The sequence below is a fragment of the Streptomyces shinuiensis genome, assembly GCF_043660855.1.
Classification (GTDB): domain Bacteria; phylum Actinomycetota; class Actinomycetes; order Streptomycetales; family Streptomycetaceae; genus Streptomyces.
Genome location: NZ_JBIHML010000001.1, coordinates 5,093,069 through 5,106,088, shown reverse-complemented (window position 1 = coordinate 5,106,088; position 13,020 = coordinate 5,093,069). Strand labels below are relative to the sequence as shown.

At 72.5% G+C, this 13,020-nt stretch carries 11 protein-coding genes; all 11 read right to left on the bottom strand.

What is annotated here, in order from left to right:
* Positions 1-77: 77 nt before the first annotated feature.
* Positions 78-1,286: a methionine adenosyltransferase gene (gene metK, locus ACGRHY_RS23175; protein WP_394637232.1), complete on the bottom strand. Its 1,209-nt coding sequence runs from the start codon at positions 1,284-1,286 to the stop codon at positions 78-80.
* A 237-nt stretch (positions 1,287-1,523) separates the two neighbouring features.
* Positions 1,524-2,744, bottom strand: a complete 1,221-nt coding sequence (gene coaBC, locus ACGRHY_RS23170; RefSeq protein ID WP_394637231.1) for a bifunctional phosphopantothenoylcysteine decarboxylase/phosphopantothenate--cysteine ligase CoaBC — start codon at positions 2,742-2,744, stop codon at positions 1,524-1,526.
* Between the two features lie 187 nt (positions 2,745-2,931).
* The gene (rpoZ, locus tag ACGRHY_RS23165) at positions 2,932-3,204 is read right to left on the bottom strand and encodes a DNA-directed RNA polymerase subunit omega (protein WP_394637230.1); all 273 of its coding nucleotides are present in this window, start codon (positions 3,202-3,204) and stop codon (positions 2,932-2,934) included.
* A gap of 120 nt (positions 3,205-3,324) precedes the next feature.
* Positions 3,325-3,882, bottom strand: coding sequence for a guanylate kinase (gene gmk / locus ACGRHY_RS23160; RefSeq protein WP_394637229.1), 558 nt, complete (start codon positions 3,880-3,882; stop codon positions 3,325-3,327).
* 38 nt (positions 3,883-3,920) lie between these two features.
* Positions 3,921-4,244 (bottom strand): integration host factor, encoded by a 324-nt coding sequence (locus ACGRHY_RS23155; protein ID WP_093656674.1) that lies wholly within the window; start codon positions 4,242-4,244, stop codon positions 3,921-3,923.
* Positions 4,245-4,546: 302 nt separating this feature from the next.
* Positions 4,547-5,410 carry an orotidine-5'-phosphate decarboxylase gene (pyrF, locus tag ACGRHY_RS23150; protein ID WP_394637228.1) on the bottom strand — a complete coding sequence of 288 codons (864 nt, stop codon included), beginning with the start codon at positions 5,408-5,410 and terminating at the stop codon, positions 4,547-4,549.
* Positions 5,407-6,534: a quinone-dependent dihydroorotate dehydrogenase gene (locus ACGRHY_RS23145; protein WP_394637227.1), complete on the bottom strand. Its 1,128-nt coding sequence runs from the start codon at positions 6,532-6,534 to the stop codon at positions 5,407-5,409. The genes pyrF and ACGRHY_RS23145 overlap by 4 nt, the downstream gene beginning before the upstream one ends.
* Positions 6,535-6,627: 93 nt before the next feature.
* Positions 6,628-9,948 (bottom strand): carbamoyl-phosphate synthase large subunit, encoded by a 3,321-nt coding sequence (gene carB, locus ACGRHY_RS23140; RefSeq protein WP_394637226.1) that lies wholly within the window; start codon positions 9,946-9,948, stop codon positions 6,628-6,630.
* Positions 9,941-11,083 carry a glutamine-hydrolyzing carbamoyl-phosphate synthase small subunit gene (carA, locus tag ACGRHY_RS23135; RefSeq protein WP_394637225.1) on the bottom strand — a complete coding sequence of 381 codons (1,143 nt, stop codon included), beginning with the start codon at positions 11,081-11,083 and terminating at the stop codon, positions 9,941-9,943. The genes carB and carA overlap by 8 nt, the downstream gene beginning before the upstream one ends.
* Positions 11,080-11,733 carry a PH-like domain-containing protein gene (locus ACGRHY_RS23130; RefSeq protein ID WP_394637224.1) on the bottom strand — a complete coding sequence of 218 codons (654 nt, stop codon included), beginning with the start codon at positions 11,731-11,733 and terminating at the stop codon, positions 11,080-11,082. The genes carA and ACGRHY_RS23130 overlap by 4 nt, the downstream gene beginning before the upstream one ends.
* Positions 11,730-13,016, bottom strand: a complete 1,287-nt coding sequence (locus ACGRHY_RS23125) for a dihydroorotase (RefSeq protein WP_394637223.1) — start codon at positions 13,014-13,016, stop codon at positions 11,730-11,732. The genes ACGRHY_RS23130 and ACGRHY_RS23125 overlap by 4 nt, the downstream gene beginning before the upstream one ends.
* Between the last annotated feature and the right edge of the window lie 4 nt (positions 13,017-13,020).

Here is a 13,020-nt window from a genome sequence, read left to right as displayed (position 1 = left end):
CCCGCGGCTCCCGGCGGGGAGTCGCGGGGCCGGGCCCGCGCCGGCGGGCGCGGGCGGGTGCCGTCGCGCCCGGGGTGTTACAGTCCGGCGGCCTTGCGCAGGGCGTCGGTGCGGCCGGTGCGCTCCCAGGTGAAATCGTCCAGCTCGCGGCCGAAGTGGCCGTAGGCGGCGGTCTGCGCGTAGATCGGGCGCAGCAGGTCCAGGTCGCGGATGATCGCGGCCGGGCGCAGGTCGAAGACCTCTGAGATGGCCTGCTCGATCTTCTCCACCTCCACCGTGTGGGTGCCGAAGGTCTCCACGAACAGACCCACCGGCTCGGCCTTGCCGATGGCGTACGCCACCTGCACCTCGCAGCGGGCGGCCAGCCCGGCGGCCACCACGTTCTTGGCCACCCAGCGCATGGCGTAGGCGGCCGAGCGGTCCACCTTGGAGGGGTCCTTGCCGGAGAACGCCCCGCCGCCGTGGCGGGCCATGCCGCCGTAGGTGTCGATGATGATCTTGCGGCCGGTCAGACCCGCGTCCCCCATCGGTCCGCCGATCTCGAACCGCCCCGTCGGGTTGACCAGCAGCCGGTACCCGCCGGTGTCCAGCTTGATGCCTTCGGCCACCAGGGAGGCCAGCACGTGCTCGACGACGAACTCGCGGATGTCCGGGGCCAGCAGCGAGTCCAGATCGATGTCGGAGGCGTGCTGGGAGGAGACCACCACGGTGTCCAGGCGCACGGCCTTGTCGCCGTCGTACTCGATGGTGACCTGCGTCTTGCCGTCGGGGCGCAGGTAGGGGATGGTCCCGTTCTTGCGGACCTCGCTGAGCCGCCGCGACAGGCGGTGGGCCAGGTGGATCGGCAGCGGCATCAGCTCGGGCGTCTCGTCGCAGGCGTAGCCGAACATCAGGCCCTGGTCGCCGGCGCCCTGCCGGTCCAGCTCGTCCTCGTCACCCTCGACCCGGGTCTCGTAGGCGGTGTCCACCCCCTGGGCGATGTCGGGGGACTGTGCCCCGATGGACACCGACACCCCGCACGAGGCCCCGTCGAAGCCCTTCTTGGAGGAGTCGTAGCCGATCTCGAGGATCTTGTTGCGCACCAGGGTGGGGATGTCGGCGTACGCGGCGGTGGTGACCTCGCCGGCCACGTGCACCAGACCGGTGGTGATCAGCGTCTCCACCGCCACCCGGGAGGCCGGGTCCTGCTCCAGCAGGGCGTCGAGGATGGTGTCGCTGATCTGGTCGGCGATCTTGTCGGGGTGACCCTCGGTCACGGACTCCGAAGTGAACAGGCGGCGGGACACATCGCTCCCTGGGTTTGCAGCGGCTGCTGGCTGACTTGGTGTGCGGATCCGGTCGTCGGGCTGGCCCGAGCGCGGTCCGCCGTCAGTTTATCCGCAGCTCGTCGCGGATCCGCCAGGACGTCTCGCACTCCGACACACGACCAACGTGCCACAAGGCTCCCGCGAAGGGGAGAGGCCGTGCCCGGAAGGGGCCCGCGGCCCTGGTGGCACGGCCATGCGGACCTTCCGCCTCCGGGGTCACCCGGCGTTCAGCATGTGGACGACTCTGTCCCACACCGTGTCGGCGAGGGCCTCCTTGGGGCCGTGCGGCACAGGTGTCTCGCCGCCGCCCGCGCCCAGGATGACGGCCTCGTTCTCCTCCGCGCCGAAGGTCCTGTCCTCCCCCACCTCGTTGACGACCAGCAGGTCGCATCCCTTGCGGGCGAGCTTGGCCCGGCCGTTGGCCAGGACGTCGTCGGTCTCGGCCGCGAAGCCGACGACCACCTGCCCGGGGCGGGGGCGGGCCGCGGAGAGCTCGGCGAGGACGTCGGGGTTGCGGACCAGGGCGACCGGTTCCGGTTCCCGCCCCTCCCGCTTCTTGATCTTCCCATGGGCGTAGCGGGCCGGCCGGAAATCGGCCACCGCCGCGGCCATGACCACCGCGTCCGCGTCCTTCGCGGCCTTCAGCACGGCCTCCCGCAGCTGCACGGCGGTGCCCACCGGCACCACGTCCGCGCCCGCGGGGTCGGGCAGGGAGGTGTTGGCGGCCACCAGGGTCACCCGCGCGCCGCGTGCCACCGCGGTGCGGGCCAGGGCGTACCCCTGCCGGCCCGAGGAGCGGTTGCCCAGGAAACGGACCGGGTCCAGCGGTTCGCGGGTACCGCCCGCGCTGACCACGACGTGCCGTCCGGCCAGGTCGCGCCCGGACGCGGCGCGGCGGGCGAGGAGCCGGCGGCAGACCTCGAAGATCTCGCCGGGGTCGGGCAGGCGCCCCTTGCCGGTGTCCTCGCCGGTCAGCCGTCCGACCGCGGGCTCGATGACGACGGCGCCGCGGCGGCGCAGGGTGGCCACGTTCTCGGCGGTCGCGGGGTGCTCCCACATCTCGGTGTGCATGGCGGGCGCGAAGACCACCGGGCAGCGGGCGGTGAGCAGGGTGTTGGTCAGCAGGTCGTCGGCGAGGCCGTGGGCGGCCCGGGCGAGGGTGTCGGCGGTGGCGGGCGCGACGACGACCAGATCGGCCTCCTGCCCGATGCGCACGTGCGGGACCTCGTGGACGTCCTCCCACACCCCCGTGGTCACGGGGTTGCCCGACAGCGCCGCCCAGGTGGGCTCGCCGACGAACCTCAGCGCCGACCCGGTCGGCACCACCCGTACGTCGTGGCCGGACTCCGTCAGCCTCCGCAGCAGCTCGCACGCCTTGTAGGCGGCGATGCCGCCGCTGACCCCCAGGACCACCCTGGGCTTGTCGGACCTGTCCATCCCTCGCCTCTCCCCGGCTCGGCGGCCCCGGCGGCCGCTCACTGTCGCGCGTCGGCGGCGGGCGCGTCGGGGACGCTTCCGCCGGTACCCATGACACACCACGGGCCCGGCAGCCGCGCTGCCGGGCCCGTGGCGGTGGTGGTGGTGCCGTCGTGCGGCCGGCCGGCCGCCCTGGGCGGCCGGGGCCTCACTGCGCCGGGTTGTCGACGGCCTCGGAGGTCAGCAGGCCCGCGTTGATCTCGCGGAGCGCGATCGACAGCGGCTTCTCGTGGACGTGGGTGTCCACCAGCGGGCCGACGTACTCCAGCAGGCCCTCGCCGAGCTGCGAGTAGTAGGCGTTGATCTGGCGCGCGCGCTTGGCGGCGTAGATCACCAGGCTGTACTTCGAGTCGGTGGCTTCGAGCAGCTCATCGATCGGCGGGTTGATGATGCCCTCGGGCGTGTTGATGGGAGAGGACACGCTCTACCTTCCGCTGCGGTGGATAAGACGGGCGGTGATCCGGCCGGACCCCGGTACGGGAGGCCTCCTGCCGGTGTCCCGGATTCCGGTGGCTGTCCCTGCCCGGCCCTCCGGCGACGATCACGAAACCTTCATCAAGGCTAGCAGCTCGCGGCTGACGTCCTCGACGGAGGTGTTGACCAGGGTCACGTCGAACTCCGACTCGGCGGCCAGTTCGACCCTGGCCGCGGCCAGCCGCCGCTCGATGACCTCGGGGGACTCGGTGCCGCGGCCGGTGAGGCGGCGGACCAGCTCGTCCCAGCTGGGCGGGGCCAGGAAGACGAGCTGCGCCTCGGGCATCGACTCGCGGACCAGCCGCGCGCCCTGGAGGTCGATCTCCAGGAGCACCGGCTCGCCCGCCTCCAGCCGCTCCAGCACGGCCCGCCGCGGAGTGCCGTAGCGGTTGCCCGCGAACTCGGCCCACTCCAGCAGCTCGCCGTTGGCGACCAGCTTGTCGAACTCCTCGTCGTCCACGAAGAAGTACTGGACACCGTGCTGCTCGCCGGGGCGCGGCCTGCGGGTGGTGGCGGACACCGAGAGCCAGATCTCCGGATGAACCTTGCGCAGATGAGCGACGACCGTGCTCTTGCCGACCCCGGAGGGGCCGGAGAGCACGGTCAGTCGCGGACGTTCACTCATACAGCGATTATCCCGGTTCCCAGGGGGACCTGGAAACGTCAGGCGGAACCGCCGCCGAACTCGCGCTCCAGGGAGGCGATCTGGTTGGATCCCAGGCCGCGCACCCGGCGGCTCTCGGAGATGCCGAGCCGTTCCATGATCTGGCGGGCCCGGACCTTGCCGACGCCGGGCAGGGACTCCAGGAGGGCGGAGACCTTCATCTTGCCGATGACGTCGTTCTCCTGGCCCTGCTTGATGACCTCGTGGAGCGAGGCGCCGGAGTGCTTCAGTCGGTTCTTGACCTCGGCGCGCTCCCGGCGAGCCGCGGCGGCCTTCTCGAGCGCGGCTGCGCGCTGTTCAGGGGTAAGGGGCGGAAGAGCCACGCCTACGTCACCTCGGATGTCGAACTGGTCGGATATTGGTCGGTGAGGAACCTAGTGGCCCCGCACCTGCGGAGCAACGAGCAACACGTCCCCCGGCGCCCCCGGACCTGCGAGGACCCCGGAATTCGCGGTGCTCTCGTCGGAGACTAGCGGCCCATCGCGCCTGAGTCAGCGAGAACAGGGGAAAAGTCCAGGTCAGACTTGAGCCGACCTGGACATTTCCGAACAAAGAGGCGTGATCGAAGGGTCGATTCCGCGGGGTTCCCCGGTTTTTCCGGACCCTCCGGTTCTGCCCCGGCTCCTCAGCCCAGGACCTCCCGCAGGGCGTCGGCCTCCCCGGCCGCGGCCTCCCGCAGGGCCCGCGGCGAGGGTCCGCGGCCCAGGACTCCCCGGCTGATGCTCGGCACAACGTTGCGCACCGCACCGCCGAAGACCCTCGGCAGGTCGGCCGCGGTGGCGCCCTGGGCCCCGAGCCCCGGCGCCAGCAGCGGGCCGTTGACCGCCAGGTCCACGCCGGCCTCCCCCAGCGTCGCCCCGACCACCGCGCCGACCGGGCCGAGCGGGTCGGCCCCGGCGTTCTCCCGCGCGATGTGGTCCAGCACCGTCTGGGCGACCGACGCACCGCCCCCGGCGGTGGCGCGCTGCACCTCGGCACCCTCCGGGTTGGAGGTCAGGGCGAGGACGAAGACTCCCGAACCCGCCGCCCGCGCCGCGTCCAGGGCGGGGCGCAGCGAGCCGAAGCCCAGGTAGGGGCTGACGGTGACGGCGTCGGAGAACAGCGGGCTGCCCGGATCCAGGTAGGCGGCGGCGTAGGCGGCCATCGTGGAGCCGATGTCACCGCGCTTGGCGTCGGTGAGCACCAGGGCGCCGGCCGAGCGGGCATCGGCGATCGCCCTCTCCAGCACGGCGATCCCGCGCGAGCCGAAGCGCTCGAAGAAGGCGGACTGCGGCTTGAGGACGGCGACCCGGTCGGCGAGGGCGTCCACCACCGTGCGGGTGAACCGCTCCAGGCCCGCCACGTCGTCGTCCAGGCCCCAGGCCGCCAGCAGCGAGGCGTGCGGATCGATGCCGACGCACAGCGGGCCGCGGTCGTCCAGGGCGCGGCGCAGCCGGGCGCCGAACGGCTCGGGGGAGCCGGAAGCCCGCGGGGCTTCGGGAACGGTCATCGGGAGGTCACCTTCCGGGTGTCGGCGCCGACGGCCTCGGCGAGGGTGGCGTACGGACTCGCGGCCAGGCGCGCGGCCAGGCCACGGTGGACGCGGCGGCACCACAGCGGCCCCTCGTAGACGAAGGCGCTGTAGCCCTGGACGAGGGTGGCCCCGGCCAGGATGCGCTCCCAGACGTCGTCGGCGGTCCGCACCCCGCCGACGCCGACGAGCGTGACGCGGTCGCCTACGCGGGCGTACAGGCGGCGCAGCACGGCAAGGGAACGGCCCTTCAGCGGCGCGCCGGACAGCCCTCCCGCACCGATGGCCTCGATCTGCGCGCGGTCGGTGGCCGGCCCCAGGCCGTCGCGGGCGATGGTGGTGTTGGTGGCGATGATGCCGTCCAGGCCCAGCTCCACGGCGAGGTCGGCGACCGCGTCGACGTCCTCGTCCGCCAGGTCGGGGGCGATCTTGACCAGCAGGGGGACGCGGCGGCCGGGCACCGCGGCGTCGGCGGCGGAGCGCACGGCCGCCAGCAGCGGGCGCAGATGCCCGGTCGCCTGGAGGTTCCGCAGGCCGGGGGTGTTGGGCGAGGAGACGTTGACGACCAGGTAGTCGGCGTACGGGGCCAGCCGGGAGGCGGAGAGCGCGTAGTCGTCGGCGGCCTCGCCCTCGGGAGTGGCCTTGGTCTTGCCGATGTTGACGCCGACGGTGGCGGGGAATACGGCCCGGCGCCCCGCCAGGCGGGCGGCCACGGCGGCGGAGCCGTCGTTGTTGAAGCCCATGCGGTTGACCAGGGCCCGGTCGGCGACCAGGCGGAACAGCCGGGGCCCGGGGTTGCCGGGCTGGGGGTGGGCGGTGACGGTGCCGGTCTCGACGTGGTCGAAGCCGAGCATGGTGAGCCCGTCGACGCCGACCGCGTTCTTGTCGAACCCGGCGGCCAGCCCGAAGGGGCCGCGCATCCGCAGACCGAAGGCCTCGGTGGTCAGGGCGCGCACCTGTGCCCGGCCCGGGGCCGCGGCGGCCGCGACGAGGGTGCGCAGGCCGGGGACGCGGGCGGCCAGCCGGATCAGGGCGAACGCCAGGTGGTGCGCCCGCTCGGGGTCCAGGCGCCTGAGGATCAGGTGGAACAGCAGGGGATACATGCGGGTCTTCCGTGCGGCGGGCGGTACGGGGTCCGGTGGCGGGGTGCTCTCGCGGTGAGGGGGACGCCGGCAGCGGCGTCCCCCTCACCCCGGTCACTTCCCGCGGGCGGCGGTCAGGTGTTCCGCGTGCTCCTGCAGGGAACGGACCCCGACCTCCCCGCGCGAGGTGGCCTCGATGCCCTGTACGGCGGCGGCCAGCGCCTGGACCGTGGTCAGGCAGGGCACGGAGCGGGCGACCGCGGCGGTGCGGATGTCGTAGCCGTCCAGGCGGCTCCCGGTGCCGTAGGGGGTGTTGACGATGAGGTCGACCTCGCCGTCGTGTATGAGCTGGACGATGGTCCGCTCCCCGTCCGGCCCCTCGCCCTCGCTCTGCTTGCGCACCACGGTGGCGTCGATGCCGTTGCGGCGCAGCACCTCGGCGGTGCCGGAGGTGGCCAGCAGTTCGAAGCCCATGGCGACCAGCTCCCGGGCCGGGAAGATCATCGAACGCTTGTCGCGGTTGGCCACCGAGACGAAGGCCCGGCCCTTGGTGGGCAGCGCGCCGTACGCGCCCGCCTGCGACTTGGCGTAGGCGGTGCCGAAGACCGAGTCGATGCCCATGACCTCGCCGGTGGAGCGCATCTCCGGGCCGAGCACGGTGTCCACGCCGCGGCCCTGGACGTCGCGGAAGCGGCTCCAGGGCAGCACGGCTTCCTTCACCGAGATCGGCGCGTCCAGCGGCAGGGTGCCGCCGTCGCCGCTCGCCGGCAGCAGTCCCTCGGCCCGCAGCCCGGCGATGGTCGCGCCCAGCGAGATCCGGGCGGCGGCCTTGGCCAGGGGCACGGCGGTGGCCTTGGAGGTGAAGGGGACGGTGCGCGAGGCGCGTGGGTTGGCCTCCAGCACGTAGAGGATGTCCCCGGCCAGCGCGAACTGGATGTTGATCAGTCCGCGCACCCCGACACCGCGCGCGATGGCCTCGGTGGAGGCCCGCAGCCGCTTGACGTCGTGACCGCCCAGGGTGATCGGCGGCAGGGCGCAGGCGGAGTCGCCGGAGTGGATGCCGGCCTCCTCGATGTGCTCCATCACGCCGCCGAGGTAGAGCTCGGTGCCGTCGTAGAGCGCGTCGACGTCGATCTCGATGGCGTCGTCGAGGAAGCGGTCGATCAGCACCGGGTGCTCGGAGATCAGGCCGGCGTGGCGGGTGAGGTAGTCCCCCAGCGAGGCCTCGTCGTAGACGATCTCCATGCCGCGTCCGCCCAGCACGTAGGAGGGGCGGACCATGACCGGGTAACCGATCCCGGCTGCGATCTCCTTGGCCTCGGCGAAGGAGAAGGCGGTTCCGTACTTGGGCGCGGGCAGCCCGGCCTCGACCAGCACCCGGCCGAAGGATCCGCGGTCCTCGGCGAGGTGGATGGCCTCCGGGGAGGTGCCCACGACGGGGACGCCGTTGTCCTTGAGCGCCTGGGCCAGTCCCAGCGGGGTCTGGCCGCCGAGCTGGACGATGACGCCCGCCACGGGGCCGGCCTGCCGCTCGGCGTGGACGATCTCCAGGACGTCCTCCAGGGTGAGCGGCTCGAAGTACAGCCGGTCGGAGGTGTCGTAGTCGGTGGAGACGGTCTCGGGGTTGCAGTTGACCATCACGGTCTCGTAGCCCGCGTCGCGCAGCGCGAAGGAGGCGTGGACGCAGGAGTAGTCGAACTCGATGCCCTGGCCGATGCGGTTGGGGCCCGAGCCGAGGATGATCACCGCGGGCCTCTCGCGCGGGGCGACCTCGCTCTCCTCGTCGTAGGAGGAGTAGAAGTACGGGGTCCTCGCGGCGAACTCGGCGGCGCAGGTGTCGACCGTCTTGTAGACCGGTCGCACCCCCAGGGTGTGGCGGACCTCGCGGACGACGTCCTCGCGCAGGCCCCGGATCGCGGCGATCTGGGCGTCGGAGAAGCCGTACCGCTTGGCCTCGGCCAGCAGCCCGGGGTCGAGGCGGCCGGCCTCGGCCAGTTCGTCGGCGATCTCCTTGACCAGGAAGAGCTGGTCGACGAACCAGGGGTCGATCCTCGTGGCCTCGAAGACCTCCTCAGGGCTCGCACCGGCCCGGATGGCGTCCATGACGGTGTTGATCCGGCCGTCGGTGGGGCGCCGGGCGGCGGCCAGCAGCGCGTCCTTGTCCCCGAGGTCCTCCGCCGGGGTGGCGAAGTCGAACTGGCTGCCCTTCTTCTCCAGCGAGCGCAGCGCCTTGTTCAGCGCCTCGGGGAAGTTGCGGCCGATGGCCATCGCCTCGCCCACCGACTTCATGGTGGTGGTGAGGGTGGAGTCGGCGGCCGGGAACTTCTCGAAGGCGAAGCGCGGGACCTTGACCACCACGTAGTCGAGCGTGGGCTCGAAGGAGGCCGGAGTCTGCTCGGTGATGTCGTTGGGGATCTCGTCGAGGGTGTAGCCCACGGCCAGCTTGGCGGCGATCTTGGCGATCGGGAAGCCGGTGGCCTTGGAGGCCAGCGCCGAGGAGCGCGAGACGCGCGGGTTCATCTCGATGACGATGACCCGGCCGTCGGCGGGGTTGACGGCGAACTGGATGTTGCAGCCGCCGGTGTCGACGCCGACCTCGCGGATGACGGCGATGCCGATGTCGCGCAGGGTCTGGTACTCGCGGTCGGTGAGCGTCATCGCCGGGGCGACGGTGATGGAGTCGCCGGTGTGCACGCCCATCGGGTCGAAGTTCTCGATGGAGCAGACGACCACGACGTTGTCGCCTGCGTCGCGCATCAGCTCCAGCTCGTACTCCTTCCAGCCGAGGATGGACTCCTCCAGGAGCACCTCGGTGGTCGGGGAGAGCGCCAGCCCCTGGCCGGCGATGCGGCGCAGCTCGTCCTCGTCGTGGGCGAAGCCGGAGCCGGCGCCGCCCATGGTGAAGGAGGGCCGCACCACGACCGGGTAGCCGCCGAGCTCCCCGACGCCGGCCAGGACCTCCTCCATGGAGTGGCAGATGACCGAGCGGGCGGACTCGCCGTGCCCGATCTTCCCCCGGACCGCCTCCACGACCTCCTTGAACTGGTCGCGGTCCTCGCCCTTGCGGATCGCCTCGACGTTGGCGCCGATCAGCTCCACCCCGTACTTCTCCAGGATGCCAGCCTCGTGCAGGGAGATGGCGGTGTTGAGTGCGGTCTGGCCGCCCAGGGTTGGTAGCAGGGCGTCGGGGCGCTCCTTGGCGATGATCTTCTCGACGAACTCCGGGGTGATCGGCTCGACGTAGGTGGCGTCGGCGATCTCCGGGTCGGTCATGATCGTGGCCGGGTTGGAGTTGACCAGGACCACCCGCAGGCCCTCGGCCTTCAGGACCCGGCACGCCTGGGTGCCGGAGTAGTCGAACTCGGCTGCCTGCCCGATGACGATCGGACCCGAGCCGATGACCAGGACGCAACGGATATCGGTGCGCTTAGGCACGCTGGCCCTCCATCAGGGAGACGAAGCGGTCGAACAGGTACGCGGCGTCGTGCGGCCCGGCCGCCGCCTCGGGGTGGTACTGGACGCTGAACGCGGGGCGGTCCAGCAGGCGCAGGCCCTCGACCACACCGTCGTTGAGGCAGACGTGGGAGACTTCGGCGCGCCCGTAGGGGGTGTCGCCGGGTGCGTCGAGGGGGGCGTCCACGGCGAAGCCGTGGTTGTGCGCGGTGACCTCGACCTTGCCGGTGCGGCGGTCCTGCACGGGCTGGTTGATGCCGCGGTGGCCGTACTTGAGCTTGTAGGTGCCGAAGCCGAGGGCGCGGCCGAGGATCTGGTTGCCGAAGCAGATGCCGAACAGCGGGGTGGACCGCTCCAGCACCCCTCGCATGAGGGCCACCGGGTGGTCGGCGGTGGCGGGGTCGCCGGGGCCGTTGGAGAAGAACACCCCGTCCGGCTCCACCGCGTAGACGTCCTCGATCGTGGCTGTGGCGGGCAGCACGTGGACCTCGATGCCGCGCTCGGCCATCCGGTGCGGGGTCATGCCCTTGATGCCCAGGTCGACGGCCGCGACGGTGAACCGCTTGGTACCGATCGCCGGGACGGTGTACGCCTCGGTGGTGGCGACCTCGGCGGCCAGGTCGGCTCCGGCCATCTCGGGGACGGCCTTCACCCTGGCCAGCATCGCGGCCTCGCCGGCGACCGCGTCGCCGGAGAAGATGCCGACCCGCATCGCGCCGCGCTCGCGCAGATGGCGGGTGAGCGCCCGGGTGTCGACGCCGCTGATGCCGACGACGCCCTGGGCGGTCAGCTCCTCGTCCAGAGTGCGAACCGAGCGCCAGTTGGAGGGCACGCGGGCGGGGTCGCGCACCACGTAGCCGGCCACCCAGATCCGCCTGGACTCCGGGTCCTCGTCGTTGACGCCGGTGTTGCCGATGTGCGGGGCGGTCATGACGACCACCTGCCGGTGGTAGGAGGGGTCGGTCAGGGTCTCCTGGTAGCCGGTCATGCCGGTGGAGAACACGGCCTCGCCGAGGGTCTCGCCCACGGCCCCGTAGGCGCGGCCGCGGAAGGTGCGGCCGTCCTCCAGGACGAGTACGGCGGGCACCCTGGAGGCTTTGCGGGCGGAGATCGTCATCGTGCGCCTTCCTCGTGGTGCGTGGTGGCGGCAGCGTCGGTGGTGCCGTGTGGTTCGTCTGCGGTGCCGGGGGCGCCGGGTGCGCCGGAGGTGTCGCCGGACATGGCCCGGAGCGCGTCCAGCCAGGCGGCGTGCTCGGCGGCGCGGTCGGAGCGGAAGCCGGAGTCCAGCAGGCGGTCGCCGTGCTCCCAGGTGATCACCAGCAGGCCGTCCTCGGTGAGGACCTTGCCGGCGATGCCCTTGTCGAGGCGGGCGCCGCGCAGCCGGCCGGCCGGGATGAAGAAGTCGTTCGCTCCGGGCCGCACCACGTCCACACCGTGCTCGGTGAGGGTGAGCTCGACACGGCTGCGGGCGCCCAGACCGTGGGCGACGATCCGCTCCAGCCACTGCCCGGCCGTGGTCGAGCCGTGGTAGCGGCCGGTCATGGTCAGCCTCGGCTCACCGGGGCCGGCGGGCGCCTGGGGCAGTTCGGGGAGGTCGGACTGGAGCACCGAGCGCCACTTCCAGCCCTCCCGCATCAGCCAGTACACCAGGGCGACGACCAGCAGGAGGCCGATCACCCAGGCGATCCGGGGCGCCCAGTCCGTGACCTGCTGCGACTCGGGCGCCGCGGCGTAGCGGATGGCGGTCGGTACCGGTGAGAGGTTCATACGAGCTTTCCGTCCATGACTGTCGCCCTGCCCCGCAGGAACGTGTGTGTGACACGGCCCGGCAGCTCACGCCCCTGGTAGGGGGTGTTGCGGCTGCGGGAGGCGAAACGTGCGGAATCCACCGCTCCACGGTAGGCCGGATCGACCAGGGTGAGGTTGGCGGGCTCACCAGCCGAGACGGGCCGTCCCTGGCCGGCCAGGCGCCCGATGGCCGCGGGGCGGAAGGACATGCGGTCGGCGACGCCCGCCCAGTCCAGCAGTCCGGTCTCCACCATCGTGTGCTGGACGACGGACAGCGCGGTCTCCAGACCGACCATGCCCATGGCGGCCGCGCCCCACTCGCAGTCCTTGTCCTCGTGGGGGTGGGGGGCGTGGTCGGTGGCGACGCAGTCGATGGTGCCATCGGCCAGCGCCTCGCGCAGGGCCCTCACGTCGGCCTCGGTGCGCAGCGGCGGGTTGACCTTGTAGACCGGGTCGTAGGAGCGCACCAGCTCGTCGGTGAGCAGCAGGTGGTGCGGGGTGACCTCGGCGGTGACGTTCCAGCCCTTGGACTTGGCCCAGCGCACGATCTCCACCGATCCGGCGGTGGACAGGTGGCAGATGTGCACCCGGGAGCCGACGTGCGCGGCCAGCAGCACGTCGCGGGCGATGACCGACTCCTCGGCGACGGCCGGCCAGCCGCCCAGGCCCAGCTCGGCGGAGACCGTGCCCTCGTTCATCTGGGCGCCCTCGGTCAGGCGGGGCTCCTGGGCGTGCTGGGCGATGACGCCGTCGAAGGCTTTGACGTACTCCAGCGCCCGGCGCATGATCACCGCGTCGTCCACGCACTTGCCGTCGTCGGAGAAGACCCGCACCGAGGCGGCCGACTCGTGCATCGCGCCCAGCTCCGCGAGCTGCTTGCCCTCCAGGCCGACGGTGACGGCGCCGACCGGCTGCACGTCGCAGTGGCCGGACTCCCGCCCCAGCCGCCAGACCTGCTCGACGACGCCGGCGGTGTCGGCCACGGGGAAGGTGTTGGCCATGGCGTGCACGGCGGTGTAGCCGCCGGAGGCCGCGGCCCGGGTGCCGGTCAGCACGGTCTCGGAGTCCTCGCGGCCCGGCTCGCGCAGATGCGTGTGCAGGTCCACCAGGCCCGGCAGCAGGATCCGCCCGTCGGCCTCGACCACGCGGGCGCCGTCGGCGTCCAGGCCGGTGCCGACGGCCGCGACGGTCCCGCCGTCGATCAGGACGTCCTGCGCCTCGCCGCCCAGCACCTTCGCGCCGCGGATCAGGGTCTTGCTCATGGGT